Source organism: Micromonospora sp. WMMD558 (assembly GCF_049315255.1).
Classification (GTDB): domain Bacteria; phylum Actinomycetota; class Actinomycetes; order Mycobacteriales; family Micromonosporaceae; genus Micromonospora.
Map to the genome: position 1 here is coordinate 499,134 of NZ_CP186061.1, position 16,597 is coordinate 515,730.

The following is a 16,597-nucleotide window of genomic DNA, read 5'->3' on the forward strand; positions in this document are numbered from 1 at the left end:
CCACGTTCGAGCGGGCCGCGCGAGGGCCGCCGGGACGTGCCCGGCGGCCCTCGACGGTCGGCTCAGTGGACGACGACGGGCGTCTTCGGCTGCTCGCCCGGCTCGCCGGGCTGGTCGTCGAGCAGGTGCGACCGCTCACGCCGGCGCGGCAGCAACGCGGCCGGGATGAACGTCGCCAGCACCAGCGCGAACGCCACCCAGAACGTCGTGCCGAAGGAGTCGGCGGCGTAGTCGAGCCCCCGCTCGATGAGCGACGGATCCGGGACCTGCTGGGCCAGCTCGGGGCGCTGCTGGGCGGCGATCGCCAGCCCCGCCTCGGTGACCGGCTCGCCGTTCGGGCCGGTCACGCCGGGGACCACCCGGGAGCCGTTCAGCTCGTTGGTGAGGATCACCGACATCACCGCGGCGCCGACGGAGCCGCCGATCTGCTGGAGGATGTTCACCAGGGTGGAGCCGCGCGCCACCTCGTGGCCGGTGAGCGTCTTCAGCGCGGAGGTCATGATCGGCATCATCGTGCCGCCCATGCCCAGGCCCATGACGAACAGCGAGCCGCAGAGCAGCACGTACGACGTGTTCGGGTCGACCTGGGTGAAGGTGAAGAACCCGGCGACGATCAGCAGCAGCGCGAACGGCACCGTACGCCCGACCGGCACCTTGTCGGCCAGCATGCCGGCGATCGGCATGGTGACCATCGCACCGAGGCCCTGCGGCGCCATCAGCAGGCCGGCGTGCAGCGTCGACTCGCCGCGGATCTGCAGGAAGTAGCTCGGGAACAGCAGGCCGGCGCCCATGAACGCGATGATGAAGACGAACAGGGTCACCGCCGCGATGGTCAGCCGGCGGTTGCGGAACAGCCGCAGGTCGAGCAGCGGGTGCTGGGGCTTGAACGAGTAGAGGACGAACGCCACCACCAGCGCGGCCCCGACCAGCATGGGCCCCCACACCTCGGAATCGGCGAACGTGCCGGTCTCGGGCAGCGTGGAGACGCCGTAGAGGAACAGGGCGAGACCCGGCGAGAGCATCAGCATGCCGAGGAAGTCGAACGACTCGGACGGCTCGGGGTTGTCCTTCGGCAGGGCCAGCTGCGCGTAGACGAGCGCGATGACGCCGATCGGCAGGTTGATCAGGAAGATCCAGTGCCAGCTCGCCACGTCGATCAGCCAGCCGCCGAGGATCGGGCCGCCGATCGGGCCGAGCAGCATCGGGATGCCGAGGACGGCCATCAGCCGGCCGATCCGGTTCGGCCCGGCCGCCCGGGTCATGATCGTCATGCCGATCGGCATGAGCATGCCCCCGCCCAGGCCCTGCAGCACCCGGTAGCCGATCAACTCGCCGATCGTGTCGGCGGTGGCGCACAGACCCGACCCGATCGTGAACAACGCCAACGCGATCATGTAGAGGCGTTTCGTGCCGAACCGGTCGGCGGCCCACCCGCTGAGCGGGATCACCGTGGCCAGCGCGAGGGTGTAGCCGGTCATCGTCCACGCCACGCGGGCGTACGACGCGTCGAACTCGTTCTGGAACGTCGGCAGCGCGACGCTGACCACCGTCACGTCGAGGATCGACATGATCGCACCGAGCACGACGACACCGGCCACCTTGAGGACCGCGGCGTCGAGCTTGTCCGATGTCGGGACAGGCTGCGGTGCCGCGACGGATTGCTGTGTCACGAAATCTCCTGAAGTCGGATCAACCGAACGGGTGAGCGGTGGTGGCGGCGCGGCGCCTGCCGGCGGGCCGGCGCGACCTGCGAGGGGTGAACGCTCGCAGGAAGATTAGCCCTCGCCACCGACACTCCGCCTTTGGATTTGCGGGCAGCAGAGCTGTGAGGACGGCCACGGCAGCACTGCTGCGGCGCTGGCGGCGGCGCGCTTCGTCGTCACCCGCCGGTCGAACGCTCCTGATCCGGCGGCGTCGCGGGCCGCGCGTCAACCGGCCGCCGGCTCCGCCTCCCTCGTGTCGGCCGCCGGTGGCATCCGCCGCCGCAGGAGCCGCACGCGCCGGGCACGGGCCATCTCCGACAGCCGGTTCGTCCAGGAGGCGAGCAGGAGCACCAGCATCCCCGCCCCGACGACCCAGGCCAGCCGATCGGCCAGGGTCCGCACCGCGGGGAGGGTGATCGCCAGGGCGAGCGTGGAGACGCCCGGGAAGATCAGACCCATGGCCGCCGCCTGCGCCAGGTGCCCGTCGTGCTTCCGCTTCCAGTAGAACGCCTCCCAGCCGAAGAGGGTTCCGTTGCCGGTGTACTGGGCGATGGCCGGGCGCAGCACCTGCTCGATGTAGTCGCCCGCGATGCGGATGTCCCGGTACTGCGAGACGACGTTCAAGCCCAGCGCGGCGCTGACGAGCGGCAGGATGAGGAGCAGGCGCAGGTCGGCCTTCTCGGCGAGGATGAACCCGGCGACCGCCGCGACGACGGTGAGGTGCAGGCCGATGACGTTCTGGTTGTGGGTCGCCTTGCGTTCGATGGTGCCGCGGATCGCCGCGGCGTCGGCCAGGGCCGCCGTCAGGGCTCGGTCCGGCATCTCCCCACTCACAGGCAACTCCTTCGCGCGCGTCCCCTCCCGGTCTACCAGCCGCAGTCAACATGGTCTATGCGAGCACGCCGGTCAGGCGGAGACGGTCATCCGCGCGGGTGGGACGGCGAGGCCCGCGCCGAAGACGTTGTCCGGGTCGTACGTCGCCTTGATCCGCCGCAGCGCCGTCCAGTTCCCGGCGGTGAACGCCGCCGACGTCCGGGACGGGTCGGGCAGGAAGTTGAGGAAGCTGCTGCCGAGGCCGGCACGGCGCAGCGCCGCCTCGGTGCGCGGCGACGGGACGGTGTCGAGCACGACCGACAGGGGCGCGTCGCGGTGGGCGGCGGCACCCGAGTCGCGCGCGATGCGGCCACCCCAGTGGCGGATCTCGACGGTGGTGTCCGGCTCGGCCACCAGCGCGGCCACGAGGTCGTCGTCGAGGACACGGACCTGGTCGAAGGTACGGGCGAAGGTGCCGCCCATCGCCGCGTGCGCGTACTCGACGACCCGCATGCCGTCGTCGACGACCGGCCCGGCGACCTTCCACAGCGGTTCCAGCAGCGCACAGCCACGGTCGGGGTCGCCCGTGTACATGGCCTTCACGACGAGCGACCCGTCACGGGTGAGCAGCAGCGCGGAGCTGAGCGCGTCGGGCACCCGCTCGATCCAGTGCCGGTAGTGGGCGATCGTCTCGGCGGCCCGGTCCCGGCCGAAGGTGACCGCGCCGGCGTACACCCGGCTGACCGGGTGCAGGAGGAACTCGAGCGCGGTGACCACGCCGTACGAGCCTCCGCCGCCGCGGAGCGCCCAGAACAGGTCGGGGTTGCGGTCGGGGCCGGCCGTCTCCACCGTGCCGGCGGCGGTGACCACCTGGGCGCGCAGCACGCTGTCGGCTGCCAGGCCGTGCTCCCGGGCGAGCCAGCCCAGGCCGCCGCCCAGCGTGTAGCCGACCACGCCCACGTCGGGTGAGGAGCCGGACAGCGGCGCGAGCCCGAACGGCGCGGCCGCCGCCAGGACGTCACCCCACCGGGCGCCGGGACCCACGCGGGCCACCCGCCGGTCCGGGTCGACGAGGACCGCCGCCATCGCACCGGTACGCAGCAGCAGCGCGCCGTCGTGCGCCACGTGGGTCCCGTGACCGGTGGCCTGGACGGCGAACGGCAGCTTGTGGTGACGGGCGGCGAGCACCGCCCGCCGTACGTCGGCCGTGCCGGCGGCCCGCACCACCACGGCGGGGCGGGGGTCGAGCGCCGGGTTGAGGGGCTTGCGGTGTGTGTCGTAGCCCTCGTCGCCGGGCAGGAGGACCCGGCCGTCGATTCGGAGTGTCCGCTTGATCGTCATGCCGGTCAGACCACCGGGTCGTACGGGATTCATCGGTCCGGGTGCGGTGAGTTTCCCAGCGCCCGGCGGTCCTATCCGGGTGACGCCCCCCGCGATCTCCTTCGCCGTCGGCGCGACGCTGACCCGCGCGGACATCCCCGCCCGCTGCGATGACCTGGCCGAGGTGCTGCGCGGCAACGACGGTGGCGTGGTGGTCTGCGACGTGAGCCGGGCCCGCCCGGACGTGGTCACGATCGAGGCCCTGGCCCGGTTGCGGGTGACCGCGCGGCGGCACGGCTGGCGGCTGGTGGTCAGCGGCGCCGGCGCCGGCCTGCTGGAGCTCGCCGACCTGCTCGGCCTGACCGACGCGCTATTCCAGCCGGCCCGGCAACCCGAACAGCGGGAACAGGCGGGCGGTGTCGAGGAAGTTGTTGACGCCCGCGATCCGCCCGCCTGAGATCTCCAGCACGATCAACGCCCACGGGTCGTGCCCGGAGCCGCAGAGGCTGGGGCGGTACTGCCCGAACGCCGGCAGTCCGCTCGCCACCACCGGCACCAGCCGGGAGCCGCGGCACCCGCAGCCCGTGCCGCCCATCCAGGTGAGGATGTCGCCGTGGCCGCGCATCCACAGCGGCAGCGGCGGCATCGACAGCGTGGCGTCCTCGTGCAGCAGCGTCGTGAGGGCGGTCAGGTCGTACGCTTCGAACGCTTTCACGTACCGCGCGAGCAGCGCCTTCTGCTCCTCGTCGAGCGGCCGGTAGACGTCGGTGGTGGTGTCGGCGGCGGCGAGGGTGGCCCGCGCCCGTTGCAGGGCGCTGTTGACGCTCGCCACCGTGGTGCCGAGGAGATCGGCCACCTCCTGGGCGGACCAGGCCAGCACCTCCCGCAGGATGAGCACGGACCGCTGCCGCGGCGGCAGGTGCTGCAGCGCGGCGACGAACGCCAACCGCACGGACTCGCGGCCGGCGATCACCTCGGCCGGGTCGCTGCCCTCCGGCAGCACCCGGCTGTCCGGCACCGGGCCGACCCAGATCTCGTCGGGACGCGGCTCACCGGCGTGCGTGGCGTCGCCCGACCCGGCGGGCCCGAGGTCCATCGGCCGGACCCGGCGCTGCGCGCTGGTGAGCATGGTCAGGCAGACGTTGGTCGCGATCCGGTACAGCCAGGTCCGCAGTGCCGACCGGCCCTCGAACCGCTCGAAGTTGCGCCACGCCCGCACGAAGGTGTCCTGCACGGCGTCCTCGGCCTCGAAGGCCGAGCCCAGCATCCGGTAGCAGTAGCCGGTCAACTCCGAACGGTACGGCTCCAGGTGCGACTCGATGGAGGTGCCGGTCGCCACGTCACTCACGCCGGCCAATCTAACCCTCTCCCCCGACAATCCCAGGCCCGAAATTCGTGTCTCCCGCACCGATGAGTCTCCGGCGTTCGCCTGGTCACCAGGACGTCAGCTCAGCACACGACGCGAGGGAGCACCGTCATGACCACCACGCAGTGGACCGCCGAGCCCACCACCACCGGCCGGTACGCCGACGTCAACGGCATCAACCTGTACTACGAGACGCACGGGCAGGGCCGCCCGATGGTCCTGCTGCACGGCGGCCTCGGCTCCGGCGAGATGTTCGGGCCGATCCTGCCCACCCTGGCCGGCGGCCACCAGGTCATCCTGGTCGACCTGCAGGGGCACGGCCGGACCGCCGACATCGACCGGCCGCTCGACATCGCGCTGATGGCCGACGACGTCGCGGCCCTCATCGACCACCTCGGGCTGGAGAAGCCGGACGTCGTCGGCTACTCCCTCGGCGGCGGCGTCGCGCTCCTGGTCGCCATCCGCCACCCCGACAAGGTGGGCCGCCTGGTGTCGGCGTCGGCGGGCATCCGCCGCGACGCCACGTACCCGGAGATCCTCGCGCAGCAGGGCCAGGTCACCGGCGCGGCCGCCGAGTTCATGAAGGAAACCCCGATGTACGAGCTCTACCAGCGGGTGGCGCCGCGTCCGGAGGACTTCCCCCGGCTGCTGGACAAGATCGGCAAGGCGATGGCGAAGGACTTCGACTTCACCGAGCAGGTCCGCGGCCTGCGGGTGCCGACGCTGGTTGTCGCCGCCGACGCCGACATGCAACCCCCGAGCCACTTCGTCGAGGTCTTCGAGCTGCTCGACGGCGGACTGCGCGACGGCGGCTGGGCGGGCGAGGGCCGGCCCAAGGGCGGCCACGCCCTGGCCATCCTGCCCGGGCTGACCCACTACAACCTCTTCTCCTCGCCGCTCTTCGCCGCGGTCACCCTCGCCTTCCTCGACCAGGAAGGCTGACCAGGCGTAGTCGGGCGGGAAGCGGGTACGCGCGGCGCGCGCGGCCGGGCTGCGGGGAGCGTGGGGGAAGGTGGTGCCAGCGTGGCGAAGTTCCTGGTCAAGGCGACCTACACCAGTCAGGGGATGGCGGGGCTGGGCAGGGAGGGCGGGACCGCGCGCGCCGAGGTCGTCCGGGCTCTCATCGAGAACACCGGCGGCCGGGTGGAGAGCCTGTACTTCGCGCTCGGCGATTACGACCTGTACGTGGTGGGCGACCTGCCGGACACCGTGACCGCCGCCGCCCTGGGCATCGCCGTCCGCGCGGCGGGCGGGGTGGACGCGCGGGTCGTCCCGCTGATCACCCCGGAGGAGATCGACGCCGCGGCCCAGCTCCCGGTCATGTACCAGCCGCCGGGCCGGTGACGGTGAGGCCGGCGGCGATCAGCCCGATGGCGGTGGCTGCGGCGGTCGATCGCCACGAGACTGGTCGGGGTTCGCCCTCAGGCTCGGGTGTCAGCGCAAACGCTGACTGGTCGACGGCTTGGCCGTCAGCCGAGGTTCCACATCCTCCGGCAGCTCAGCACCGCAGAGCGCGCAGACGTAGTCGTCGTCGCGGACGAGGTTGCGTTCGCCGCAGTCGAGGCAGCGCCGGAAGATGACCGTCACGGTGAAGCCTTCCGGGCGGTCGATACCTGCCCGGTCGAGGGCGCCCGCCACCGCCACCCATGAGGTGGGATCGGGGCAGTAGCCGGTGGACTGGTTGGTCACCTCGGTCACGACCCAGCCGTCCCGCCCGCCAGCGAAGGCGATCTCCCCCGCGCCGAGGACTTCTCCGCCGCCGGCGCAGGCGACGTGCTCGCTGCGTCTCGGCGCGAGCCGCAACGTACCGCCGGTGTCGACGACGTAGGTGAACGGCTCGTCACGGTCGCGTGGATCTGCGGCCGCCAGGTAGCTGTCGAGGTCGACCGGTGACCGGATGGGCCAGCCCTCGGGAGCGTCGGCGACTGATGCCCGCACGTCGGCCGGGCCGACGTACCGGTATCGACGCCCTTCCCCGTCCACGGCACCGACCCTACGCCCGTACGGCCGCCGCCATGGACCACCGCACCGGTCCGGCAGCCCAGAACCGGCGCGGCGCCGGTCAGGAGAAGTGCGTCTTCGGTCGGTTGAGCCGCTCGCCGCCGACGATCAGGTCGACCTTCTCGTTGTAGAAGGCGATCAGGCCGGCGATCGGCAGGAGCGCCGCGGTGGGGAAGGCGTACGACCAGGCCAGGTCCGGGTGGTCGGTGCCGTCGACACGGACCGACCAGTAGTCGCTGGTCCGGCCCTTGTACGGGCAGGCGGTCGTCGTCGCGGACGGCACGAGGTGGCCGAAGTTCACGTCGGTGCGGTTGAGGTAGTAGCGCGTCGGAAGACCGGTCTCGAAGACGAGCACGGGCGACGTCGACTCGGCCAGGACGACCCCGTCCAGTTCCACCCGTACGCGCCGGGTGGACCGCAGCGCATCGACCCGGGCATACGGGTTGCGGGGGTGCACGAAGACCTGCTCGTCCTCCTCAAACCAACTGTCCATGGCGTCCCAGTCGAACCGGATCGTGTCCGCCAGCCCCGCCGGCGCGTCCTCGCCGTACCACCGCCCGCACGAACGACGGACCGTCTCCCCCACCCGCAGCCCGTGCAGCCGCGCAGCGCCGCGCCGCGACTCCTCCGTGCACTGCTCATCAACCAGCAGGCTGCGATTCACGTCGGCGACCGGGATGTAGTACTGGGGGTAGAACGGCCATTCCCACACGTACCGCGCCCGCGTGGTGTCCAGCACCTGCTCCCCGGCGAGGAAGGCGCGGATCCGGCGGGGCACCGGCTCCATACGGTCGACCATGGCGATGGCCTTCGGAAAGTCCGGCACCGTGTCCTCCTCGTCTCGCAGATCGGGTACCGATCTAACGATCAGTGCTGCCCAGCGGAAGTCGACGCTCGCTCTTTCCGGGTGGCCCTGCCCGCCGCGAGCATTAGCGGCGCGGCTTCGGCACCTGCCGGTTGAAGCGAGGCTTGAAGGCCAGGACCAGGCTCTCCTTCGTACCCTCCGGGTTGTCGGTCTCCTGCCAGCGGACCTCGCGCTTGCCCAGCCAGCCGGCGATGTCCTGCGCTGTCGCCACCGGGCCCTGCTTGTCGAGGAGCTGGCCGACCTGCTCGTGCAGCACCGACGACCCGCGGTTGCCGGTCAGGTGCTGCCGGAGGCGGTTGCGCAGGTTCCCGGTCCGGCCGACGTAGATGACCGTGCCGCCGTCGAGGACCACGTGCACGCCGGGCGCGCGGGGAGCGTCGGCGGCGGCCTCCATCGTGTACGGCGCGGGAGGCGTGAAGGCGGCCAACAGGTCGTCGATCAAGGGGTCGGGCATGCCCGGAGGCTACTCCCCCGTGCTCCCGCACGGGCCGTCGTGGTCGTTGCGACGTCGGCAGCGGCCGGCGCCGTCGAGCCTGGCGTCACACCACACTCGGGTACGCAGGAACTGGCGGTCCTCCTCGCTGAGGGTGGTCTCGCCGAAGTCGATGGCGGTGACGTGGCCGAGGGATTCGCGCAGTGCTGCCGCCAGTCTCGTCGTCTCGTCGAGGCTGGTCAGCGTCGTGGGCAGGTGGATGACCCAGCGGGGTGCGGTCATCGCGGCCACCTACTGTTCGGTGAACCGGGTGCGGTGTGGCGGCAGCCGGTGTGGCGGGACTGCCACTGGCGTAGGGCCTGGCGGATGCGCTCGGCTTCGGTGTTCGCGGTGGCCAACTCCCGGTGGAGGCGGTCGAGTTCGTCGGCGATCCGGTGGAGGTAGTCGTAGACCTGGTTCGGGTCGAGGCCGCGCCAGCGGATGTCGAAGGTGGCGGCGCGGACGTGGTGCGCCTGCAGGCGCTCGCCGGTCACGTAGATCATCGCTGCGGTGCCTCCTGCTCGGCGATTAGCGCCTGGACCTGCCGGTCAGTGAGGCCGCGCTGGTCCAGGACGCGCTGGCCCCAGCGGTGCAGCCGACACGGATGCGGGGCGCGGTCGTTGCGGCAGCGCGGGCCGTCCGGCCACTGCTCGGGCGCGTGCACGGTCAGCGCCTTGACGGCGAAGCCGACGTTCTCGACGGTGACGTACGGCGGCAGCGGCAGCTCTCCGAGCACCTCGTCGATCGAATCCATGTCCCTCCCTCGCTCTGGTAGGGCGCCGAGGCGGGCGGGGACGACCGGTACGGTCGCGCGCGCCTGCACCGATCGGAGCCCAGCACCCGCCCCGGGCCGTGTAGGGATGGTGTCGGCGATTCGAAGGAGGCAGAATGACCGACGGTCGATGAGGCGTATACGGATCGCTCATAGCTCCCACAACCTCAACGATTCCCATGCTGACGGACATGACGCCTGAGGTGTTGAGTGCAGACCAACCGGGCATCACGCCGCTGTTCCTGTGGCGCAGGTTTGGCACGGGACAACCGGACGAACCAGTGCAGCAGTTGCTACCGGCGACAGAGCGCACGCCTGCTGACGCCACCCACCCTGCCGACCGGGTTCTGGGATACGTCCGAGCTACAGGCCGCCTTCGCTGACCGCCACATCGGACGCGTCATAAGGGCGTACCGGCATCATCCGCACCACGGAATGCGTCCGCTGCCGCAAGAAGTCGTCGCAGGTTGGATGGGGCAGACGCAGGCGCAGCTCAGCCGGCTGGAGAACGGCCTGCCCCTGCGCGACCTTGATCGACTCGCCGCCTGGGCAGCGCTGCTCGGTATGCCCCAGCAACTGCTGTGGTTCGCCTTACCCGCGGGAAGCCCAGCCGGCGATTCCCCGGCCGCACCGCGTGAGCCGGACCTGCGCCTGCTCCGCTCGCTTCGTTCAGCGGACCGGCGGGTGGGCGGCGGGCACCTCTACGCGACCGTGAGCAGCTATCTCGCCGAGCACGGAAGTTCGCTGACGAGGCACGGAGCCCGAGCCGCCGCATCTCCGGCGTTCCTCGCGGCCACGGCTTCCCTGCACGAGATGGCGGGTTGGATGGCGCACGACGCTGGCGCCGCGCCGACCGCCAGAGAACATCTGATGGCCGCAAGCTACCTGGCCCGCGATAGCGGCGACCAGCAGCTCAAGGCGCAGGTATTCGCAAGCCTCAGCCACCTCGCCAGTTATCAGGGCAATGCCAATGACGCGTTGACGTACTCGATCAGCGGATTGGAGGCGGCGCGGACGGCGCCTTCGCACGGTCTACTCAAGGCACGGCTACTGGCCATACAGGCCCGCAGCCTGGCCATCGCCGGGAAACCGGCCGAGGCGATGAGCGTGCTTGAAGACGCCGAACGCGCCCTGTCCGAGGAAACGGTCGTCGTCTCCAAGTGGCTGAGCCCTTTCGACGAGACCTCCTTCGCCATCGAAGCTGCACGCTGTTTCCTCCGCATGGGTGATCTCGCCGAGGCGCACAGACGCTTGGAAGATGCGCTTACTGCGCGTGCCAGTGAGAGGGTGCGGAGCCGATTACTCGCCCAGCTCATGCTCGTGACGGCGCTACTGGGACGGGGACTGCTCGATGAAGCGTGTGTCGTCACCCACCGCGTGCTGGAACTCACCACCGGCCTAAGCTCGGCTGTGGTCGTGGAACACCTCCGGCACGTGGAGATGCTGCTCAAGCCGCACGCCTCGCGCTCCACCGAAGCGCAGGCGACGATGGTGCGGATCGGCGAGGCCATCCGCGAGAATGCGTGGATCGGCATCATGGGAGGACTTCACTCGGTGATTAGTGCAGGTCAGGCGCATGCGCGATGACCGTCCGCTCTACGAGCGCGATCCAGAAGCATGGCGGGTCCATCTAGCTGAAGGCAACGCGAAGCAGCCCCGCAAGCGGGTCGGCGCGGACGTCCTGATCCGCAACGAGCAGGGTGAAATCTTGCTGGTCAACCCGCGATACAAGCCCGACTGGGACCTGCCCGGCGGAATGGCCGAGGCGAACGAGCCTCCGCACGAGGCCGCTGAGCGAGAGCTTCGCGAAGAGCTCGGCCTCGACCTCCGGATCCGGACCATGCTCGTGGTGGACTGGGTGGCGCCCCACGGCGCATGGGACGACAGCCTCATGTTCATCTTCGACGGCGGCGTCCTGAACAACCGCCAGCTCGCCGCGCTCCGACCAATGGACGACGAACTGCTGGCGTGCAAGTTCTACCCACTGGGGGCGGCACGAGGACTCCTCCGCCCATACGTTCACAACCGGTTGACGCAAGCACTCCTCGCCGCCCAAGCCGCAGCACCGCGATATCTACTTAACGGCACTGATCCTTCAAACCGCTGAACCCGGGCTGCGAGATTCGCTGTCACAATCTGCTATCGCCGGCTGATAGCGCTCCGGTAGGTCCGCCAACGCGGACACTGCGTCCAGCATCGGTCCGCGGGTGGGGACCGGGCGCGGTCTGCTGCTTGCGTTCCCAGAGGCGCACCCAGCCCGTCGGCGAAGGCGTTCACCGCCTCGCCGGATGCGTGCGCCCACGCCGGGACCTGCCGGGCGCACGCCTCGGCGGCGGCCGGTTCGTGGCCGGCGCGGATGAGGCGTACCAGCAGGAACGCGGTGTCGATCCACGCCGCTCCGTGCGCCGGGCTGGACCAGTGGACAAGTCGCAGCCGGTCGGCGAGGAGGAAGTTCCGCGGCATCATGTCGGTGTGCAGGAGCGTGTCGCCGTCGACCAGTTCGGCGGCGATGAGGTCCCGCCAACGGTCGGCGAATCGCTGCAGCGGAATGGGCGGAGCCGGAGTCAGCTGACAGCTCAGTCCGCTCAACAGTTGCACCACCGGAAGCAGATCGGGCGATCCGGGGTCAGGTCGGGGTGGCGGCCGGCGGCGTACTCGAACCCGAGGAGCAGCCAGCCCTCCGCCTCGACTTCCGGCGAAGGCGAGGCACCACGTCGGGCAGGACCGGCGGCGACCGAGATGGCGGCGCGAGGATGGTCGATATACGTGGGGCGTATACCGCGAACCCTGGCAACGGTTTGGGTTAGGCTCGACAGAGCGCAATGGGCACAGCCACCCGCGAACGGCGAGGTTGCCGGTGACACCTGCGAACCGCTGCCGGAAATGGGGCGGGTGCGGTCGGGACGAATAAGCGCGCTGCTGGCCGAAGTACGATCCGATCTTGCGGGTGCAGGCACTTCGCTCCCCCACGTCCGGGAGTTCAACGACGCTTACGACGGGACACCGGCCTGATGCAGAAAGACCTGCGGCTGCGGCACTACACGGCTGAGGAGGCCCAGACGTTGGTTGACCAGCTCATCGACGTCTACCTGGACGCCCATGCGAACGACGGGCCGCTCTACAACACCGAGCGATACGGGAAGCAGCTCGCCGCGCACATGCCACGCCCAGGCTGGTCGCTGGTGGCAGCGACGGTCGACGACCAGTTGGTGGGTTACATCTACGGATTCCCGCTGGCGCCGGACACCCGGTGGTGGGATGGCATCCAGGAACCTGTGCCGGCCGGCTTCACCGAGGAAACTGACCAACGAACCTTTGCCGTCAGCGAGTTGTTGGTACGCAGCGCGTGGCAGCGACGAGGCATAGCCCGAGCCCTACATGACGATCTGATGCGCAGCCGGACCGAGGAGCGCGCCACTCTGCTCGTCCGGCCCGACAACGTCGGTGCGCGTCGCGCCTACGACTCCTGGGGGTGGCAATGCGTAGCACGGCTCAAGCCAGCGTGGGAGGGCGCTCCGATGTTCATGGTCTTCGTTCGCTAGGTCACGTCTCGATTGGGGGTCTTCCCGCCCGCGACCTTTTGCAACGGCTCGCCACCGTCAGCTCCTTACTCCATGTGCCAGCAAATGAGCCAGGACGGACTGGTTGGCCTCCCAACCGTCGGGGAACTTGACCGGCACGTTCAGGTGCACCGGCTCAGTGCTCGGGTGGGCGTCGAGCAGCTCGGCGATCCCCGCCCGAGCCACCACGACGCACGCCTGCCGATGTCGGGACGTGAGCACGCAGAGCCGCCCCGACTCCAGGTGGAACGCGGTCGCGTCCCGCCGGCCCGAAAGCGGGTGCAACACGATCGTCACGTCGTACTCCCGGCCTTGAAGCCGGTTGGCGGTGTCGACGGTGACGCCGGACTCGGCCTCGCCGAGGTGAGCACGGATGGCGGCGACCTGGTCCCGATGCGCAGCGCCAATCGCGATCCGATCGGCCGTGACGGGCGCCCCACCGGGCTCGCGTTCCGAAACTGCGACGGCCCCACGCTCCAGCAGCCGGCGCGCCAGGGCGGCACACGCCGCAGCAGCCTCGGCATCGGTGCGCGCCGTGTGCCGGGCGGGCAACTCATAGAGCGCCCACCCGCTCGCCGCCGCCGTCTCCAACGCCGCGTCGACCAGACCGCCCCCGAACCCGGCGGTGCTGAACGACAGCGACCGCTCGCCAGGCGTCGTCCCGGCCTCGAACCCGGTGAACGGGTAGAACGCCTCGGCGACCACCGGCACCGCCGACGGCGGCAGCCGCCACGACACCGGCAGCCGGTGCACCGGCAGGTCCGGGTTGTGTCGCAGCAGCGCGGCGACCGCGGACTGCATCGGATCCCAGGTGAGGCCGACCCAGCGTTCGGTTTCGACGGTGGAGAACGGGTCGAGCTGGCCGGGGTCGCCGACGAAGAGCGCCCGCTCGAACCGGCCGGCCACCCGCAGCAGCGCGTCCGACCGCATCTGGTAGGCCTCGTCGACGATCGCCCAGGGCCAGCAGCCCTCCGACACCATCGACCACTTTGCGGCCGTACCGATAGTGATCGACGGACCGCCGAGGTCGGCGACCTTGGCGGCGACCCGGACGGTGGCGTACCGCTTGATCCGCTCGGTGGCGCTGTAGTCGTTCGCCGAGAGGCGGCCGATGTGCAGGTCGGGCGCCTGCCGGGCAAGCCGGTCGATCAGGTCGTCGACCTGCTCGTTGGTCTGGGCGATGACGATCAGTGGCTCGCCGGCGCGGGCCAGCTCGATGGCGGCGCGGACGACCAGGGTCGACTTGCCGGCGCCGGGAGGCGAGTCGACCACCACGCCCCGGTGCTCGCGGGAGTGCAGGTCGGCCAGCACCTCGGTGATGACCTGCTCGGCCTGAGCCGACGGCGATACCGCCGGCTGTCGCGGAAGCAGCAGGTTGCTGACGGCCATGGACATCACCGCGCCTCGTACTCGAACTGCTGCAGGCGGGTGCGCGCGACCTCCAGCTCGGCGGGATCGAACAGCCACTCGAACTCCGGCCTGGTCACCAGAGCCTCGACCGTCAGGTCGAGCCGGCCCCGCTCCCACAGCGCGACGAAGCCGTCGGACACCACGGAGCTGGCGAGCAGCTTCTTCGCGGTGGAGATGCTTCCGTGCTCGGCGAGCATGCTGAGGAAGAGCGTGGCGTTGTAGCCGGCCTCGTCGCGCGCCGCCACGTACAGCTGCCGCATCGCCCGGTCGAAGTCGGCGCCCGTGCCGCCAACCGCGGCCTGCGCCGGCACGGTCGCGGACGGCGGGCCGGCCGCCAGCGCCGCGTCCTCGACGGTCGACTCGTCCGGGCCGACGTGGTCGTCGTCCTCCGACGGTCCGGCTGCCTGCTCGTTGCGGCGGGCCACGTAGCCGAGGAGCGCGTCCACCGAGGTGAACACCTCGTACCCGAGTTCCTCCATGCGCGGCAGGTCGGGGTTGGCGTCGAGTTCCAACACCACCGGGTTGCCGAGACCCGGCTGGAGGCCGTCCGGCCAGTACGCCTCGGCCACCCCCAGGACACGTCCCGTGGCAGGATCGGCGATTTCGCTGTCCAGCGCGGGTTCGGCACAGCCGGCTGCGGTCAGCTCGTCGACCAGCGCCTTGATCTGGCGGGCGCGGACGTCGTCGTCCTCCTCGGCCACCACGACCACCGGTCGCAGCGGCTCGGCCGCCGGCTTGGTTCCGTCACGCAGGCTGGCGAGGAATCCGTTGGCGGCCTCGGCCAACAGCTCCCGGCGGGCGGCCAGGAACTCGCGGTAGCGATCGAGACGCCAGAGCTGCGGGTCGGTGGGGATCCACTGCGACTCGAGCGCGCCCGGGTGCTTCTGCTGGGTCTCGGCGAAGTAGTCCTCCGGCGCCCGCTTGCCGATCGCCAGGTTGGTCTGCTGGGTCAGGAAGGAGAAGTTCGCGACGGCGTTGACCTCGGAGCGACCGTAGCCGTGCTTGTAGAGCAGCGCCTTCGGGAAGATGTGGTGCACCTGCAGCGAGGTGAGGTAGCCGAGCATCTCGGCTCTGAGCTCGAGCCCGGAGCCGAAATCGCGGGCGCCGAGCACGCGGGTGAGCAGATAGAGCAGCGGGTAGAAGCGCGAGCCGCGGCCGAATCCCTCGAAGTCCTGTCCGTCGATGACGAGGTTGCCGCCGCGCCAGCGGCTGAGGCTGGTGATCAGGCCGTTGATGCCGGTGCGGGCGACGGTTTCGTAGTCCTGAGTCAGGATCGTCTCGGTGGAGCCGGCGAAGCGTCCCCACAGCGCGGCGTGGATGTACCAGAAGAGCATCCGATCGCGCTGGGTGGCGTCGGCGAACGAGCCGCCGTTGAGGTGCAGGAAGCGGGAGACCACCGGGAAGGCGTAGCGACCCATCAGCACCCGGTCGTGGTCCAGGCCGAGCCGCCCCGAGATCACGTCGAGGAAGCCGCTGATGTAGTGCTCGCTGGAGGTCAGCGCCTGGGCGAAGTCGGCCGAGCCGACCCCCTCCAGGAACTCGAACTGGGCCCGGCCGGTCGCTACCGCATTGACGTTGCGCAGCAGCCAGTCGAGGTTGAACTGGAATCCGGCCGTCGACCACGTGCTGAGGTGCTTGCGCATGGTCGAGCGCGCCTCGGGCCAGTCGGCGCAGATCTTTGCCAGCGCCAGGTCGCCCTTGGAGAGCTTGGTGCCGCCGGAGTTGACGCGGTTGAAGATGTCGACGACGACCTCGACGCCCTTGTCCGCGCCGGTGATCTTCTCCTGGTGGAACTCGCGCTCGAGGATGTTACGCAGCCGGATGAGCCGACCCATGTACGTGGCGAAGTGCGGCATGGTGGCCGGGTCGGCCGAGAGCTTGCCGATGTGCGGCTCGATGCCGTCGACGAAAAGCTCGGTGACGTCGACCCACGTCGGGTCGTCCTTCATCTTGGCCGGCGCGTAGAACTCGAAGGTCTCCTCTTCGACGTTGAAGCGCAGGCCGGTGAAGGCCGCCGGGTCGCCCTCGAAGAACGCCGGAGGCTTGCCGCGCACCACCCCGTAGAGGGAGGTGATCCGCTGCTGACCGTCCAGGAGCAGCTGCTTGATCCCGCCACCAGCCTTGCTGCTGCCCCGCACCGACCCATGGTCGGCTTCGGTCTCCCAAACGAGCAGGGCGCCGACCGGATAGCCGAGGTAGAGCGAGCGCATCAGGCCGCGGACCTGGTCGCGGTTCCACACGTAGCCGCGCTGGAACTCGGGCAGCAGCACCGTGCCCGAGTCGATCTGGTCGAGGATCGTGCCCAACTTGCTCAT

18 protein-coding genes and 1 pseudogene are annotated in these 16,597 nt (G+C 70.4%); 6 read left to right on the top strand and 13 right to left on the bottom strand.

Annotated features, from left to right (window positions below; all coding sequences use genetic code 11):
• Positions 1 to 62 precede the first annotated feature (62 nt).
• The 3 genes from ACN26Y_RS02350 to ACN26Y_RS02360 form a co-directional block, all read right to left on the bottom strand.
• On the bottom strand, positions 63 to 1,670 hold the full coding sequence (locus tag ACN26Y_RS02350; protein WP_155333844.1) for a DHA2 family efflux MFS transporter permease subunit: 1,608 nt from the start codon (positions 1,668 to 1,670) through the stop codon (positions 63 to 65).
• A 258-nt stretch (positions 1,671 to 1,928) separates the two neighbouring features.
• Positions 1,929 to 2,537 (bottom strand): hypothetical protein, encoded by a 609-nt coding sequence (locus tag ACN26Y_RS02355; RefSeq protein ID WP_366598463.1) that lies wholly within the window; start codon positions 2,535 to 2,537, stop codon positions 1,929 to 1,931.
• A gap of 72 nt (positions 2,538 to 2,609) precedes the next feature.
• Positions 2,610 to 3,857 (bottom strand): FAD-binding oxidoreductase, encoded by a 1,248-nt coding sequence (locus ACN26Y_RS02360; RefSeq protein WP_422734169.1) that lies wholly within the window; start codon positions 3,855 to 3,857, stop codon positions 2,610 to 2,612.
• Positions 3,858 to 3,936: 79 nt separating this feature from the next.
• On the opposite strand from ACN26Y_RS02360, the gene ACN26Y_RS02365 reads away from it, so the two are divergent.
• Positions 3,937 to 4,293 carry an STAS domain-containing protein gene (locus ACN26Y_RS02365; protein WP_366598464.1) on the top strand — a complete coding sequence of 119 codons (357 nt, stop codon included), beginning with the start codon at positions 3,937 to 3,939 and terminating at the stop codon, positions 4,291 to 4,293.
• Here the strand turns inward: ACN26Y_RS02365 and ACN26Y_RS02370 are convergent.
• Positions 4,207 to 5,184, bottom strand: coding sequence for a sigma-70 family RNA polymerase sigma factor (locus ACN26Y_RS02370; RefSeq protein ID WP_422734170.1), 978 nt, complete (start codon positions 5,182 to 5,184; stop codon positions 4,207 to 4,209). The genes ACN26Y_RS02365 and ACN26Y_RS02370 overlap by 87 nt on opposite strands.
• Positions 5,185 to 5,313: 129 nt before the next feature.
• Between ACN26Y_RS02370 and ACN26Y_RS02375 the strand changes: the two genes are divergently transcribed.
• On the top strand, positions 5,314 to 6,144 hold the full coding sequence (locus ACN26Y_RS02375; RefSeq protein ID WP_422734171.1) for an alpha/beta fold hydrolase: 831 nt from the start codon (positions 5,314 to 5,316) through the stop codon (positions 6,142 to 6,144).
• Between the two features lie 123 nt (positions 6,145 to 6,267).
• Complete coding sequence (locus ACN26Y_RS02380) at positions 6,268 to 6,546, top strand: GYD domain-containing protein (protein WP_422735001.1); 279 nt, start codon at positions 6,268 to 6,270, stop codon at positions 6,544 to 6,546.
• Between the two features lie 90 nt (positions 6,547 to 6,636).
• Here ACN26Y_RS02380 and ACN26Y_RS02385 read toward each other — a convergent pair whose 3' ends face one another.
• From ACN26Y_RS02385 to ACN26Y_RS02410, 6 genes and pseudogenes are all read right to left on the bottom strand, one after another.
• Positions 6,637 to 7,185, bottom strand: a complete 549-nt coding sequence (locus ACN26Y_RS02385; protein WP_422734172.1) for a hypothetical protein — start codon at positions 7,183 to 7,185, stop codon at positions 6,637 to 6,639.
• A 79-nt stretch (positions 7,186 to 7,264) separates the two neighbouring features.
• Positions 7,265 to 8,029, bottom strand: a complete 765-nt coding sequence (locus tag ACN26Y_RS02390; protein WP_422734173.1) for a DUF427 domain-containing protein — start codon at positions 8,027 to 8,029, stop codon at positions 7,265 to 7,267.
• A gap of 103 nt (positions 8,030 to 8,132) precedes the next feature.
• Positions 8,133 to 8,522, bottom strand: coding sequence for a GIY-YIG nuclease family protein (locus ACN26Y_RS02395; protein WP_155333852.1), 390 nt, complete (start codon positions 8,520 to 8,522; stop codon positions 8,133 to 8,135).
• A gap of 21 nt (positions 8,523 to 8,543) precedes the next feature.
• Positions 8,544 to 8,783: pseudogene (locus ACN26Y_RS02400) on the bottom strand (hypothetical protein); the annotation flags it as partial.
• Positions 8,780 to 9,043, bottom strand: coding sequence for a DivIVA domain-containing protein (locus ACN26Y_RS02405; RefSeq protein ID WP_422734174.1), 264 nt, complete (start codon positions 9,041 to 9,043; stop codon positions 8,780 to 8,782). The pseudogene ACN26Y_RS02400 and the gene ACN26Y_RS02405, both read right to left, overlap by 4 nt.
• Positions 9,040 to 9,294, bottom strand: a complete 255-nt coding sequence (locus tag ACN26Y_RS02410; protein ID WP_155333855.1) for a hypothetical protein — start codon at positions 9,292 to 9,294, stop codon at positions 9,040 to 9,042. Before ACN26Y_RS02410 ends, ACN26Y_RS02405 begins: the two co-directional genes overlap by 4 nt.
• A gap of 228 nt (positions 9,295 to 9,522) precedes the next feature.
• On the opposite strand from ACN26Y_RS02410, the gene ACN26Y_RS02415 reads away from it, so the two are divergent.
• Positions 9,523 to 10,899 (top strand): DNA-binding protein, encoded by a 1,377-nt coding sequence (locus ACN26Y_RS02415; protein ID WP_155333856.1) that lies wholly within the window; start codon positions 9,523 to 9,525, stop codon positions 10,897 to 10,899.
• Positions 10,889 to 11,419 (top strand): NUDIX domain-containing protein, encoded by a 531-nt coding sequence (locus ACN26Y_RS02420; RefSeq protein WP_155333857.1) that lies wholly within the window; start codon positions 10,889 to 10,891, stop codon positions 11,417 to 11,419. The genes ACN26Y_RS02415 and ACN26Y_RS02420 overlap by 11 nt, the downstream gene beginning before the upstream one ends.
• Before the next feature lie 32 nt (positions 11,420 to 11,451).
• Here the strand turns inward: ACN26Y_RS02420 and ACN26Y_RS02425 are convergent, their stop codons facing one another.
• On the bottom strand, positions 11,452 to 11,901 hold the full coding sequence (locus ACN26Y_RS02425) for a hypothetical protein (protein WP_155333858.1): 450 nt from the start codon (positions 11,899 to 11,901) through the stop codon (positions 11,452 to 11,454).
• Positions 11,902 to 12,323: 422 nt separating this feature from the next.
• Between ACN26Y_RS02425 and ACN26Y_RS02430 the strand changes: the two genes are divergently transcribed.
• Positions 12,324 to 12,854: a GNAT family N-acetyltransferase gene (locus ACN26Y_RS02430; protein ID WP_155333859.1), complete on the top strand. Its 531-nt coding sequence runs from the start codon at positions 12,324 to 12,326 to the stop codon at positions 12,852 to 12,854.
• Positions 12,855 to 12,911: 57 nt separating this feature from the next.
• Here ACN26Y_RS02430 and ACN26Y_RS02435 read toward each other — a convergent pair whose 3' ends face one another.
• Both ACN26Y_RS02435 and ACN26Y_RS02440 read right to left on the bottom strand, forming a co-directional pair.
• Positions 12,912 to 14,261 (bottom strand): AAA domain-containing protein, encoded by a 1,350-nt coding sequence (locus ACN26Y_RS02435; protein WP_155333860.1) that lies wholly within the window; start codon positions 14,259 to 14,261, stop codon positions 12,912 to 12,914.
• A 5-nt stretch (positions 14,262 to 14,266) separates the two neighbouring features.
• On the bottom strand, positions 14,267 to 16,597 hold the full coding sequence (locus ACN26Y_RS02440; RefSeq protein WP_155333861.1) for a GmrSD restriction endonuclease domain-containing protein: 2,331 nt from the start codon (positions 16,595 to 16,597) through the stop codon (positions 14,267 to 14,269).

Coding starts and splice junctions, on each gene's coding strand:
- ACN26Y_RS02410 (WP_155333855.1), bottom strand. CDS start 9,294: ATGGATTCGATCGACGAGGTGCTCGGAGAGCTGCCGCTGCCGCCGTAC.
- ACN26Y_RS02420 (WP_155333857.1), top strand. CDS start 10,889: ATGCGCGATGACCGTCCGCTCTACGAGCGCGATCCAGAAGCATGGCGG.
- ACN26Y_RS02360 (WP_422734169.1), bottom strand. CDS start 3,857: ATGACGATCAAGCGGACACTCCGAATCGACGGCCGGGTCCTCCTGCCC.
- ACN26Y_RS02440 (WP_155333861.1), bottom strand. CDS start 16,597: ATGAGCAAGTTGGGCACGATCCTCGACCAGATCGACTCGGGCACGGTG.
- ACN26Y_RS02395 (WP_155333852.1), bottom strand. CDS start 8,522: ATGCCCGACCCCTTGATCGACGACCTGTTGGCCGCCTTCACGCCTCCC.
- ACN26Y_RS02375 (WP_422734171.1), top strand. CDS start 5,314: ATGACCACCACGCAGTGGACCGCCGAGCCCACCACCACCGGCCGGTAC.
- ACN26Y_RS02435 (WP_155333860.1), bottom strand. CDS start 14,261: ATGGCCGTCAGCAACCTGCTGCTTCCGCGACAGCCGGCGGTATCGCCG.
- ACN26Y_RS02380 (WP_422735001.1), top strand. CDS start 6,268: ATGGCGGGGCTGGGCAGGGAGGGCGGGACCGCGCGCGCCGAGGTCGTC.
- ACN26Y_RS02405 (WP_422734174.1), bottom strand. CDS start 9,043: ATGATCTACGTGACCGGCGAGCGCCTGCAGGCGCACCACGTCCGCGCC.
- ACN26Y_RS02430 (WP_155333859.1), top strand. CDS start 12,324: ATGCAGAAAGACCTGCGGCTGCGGCACTACACGGCTGAGGAGGCCCAG.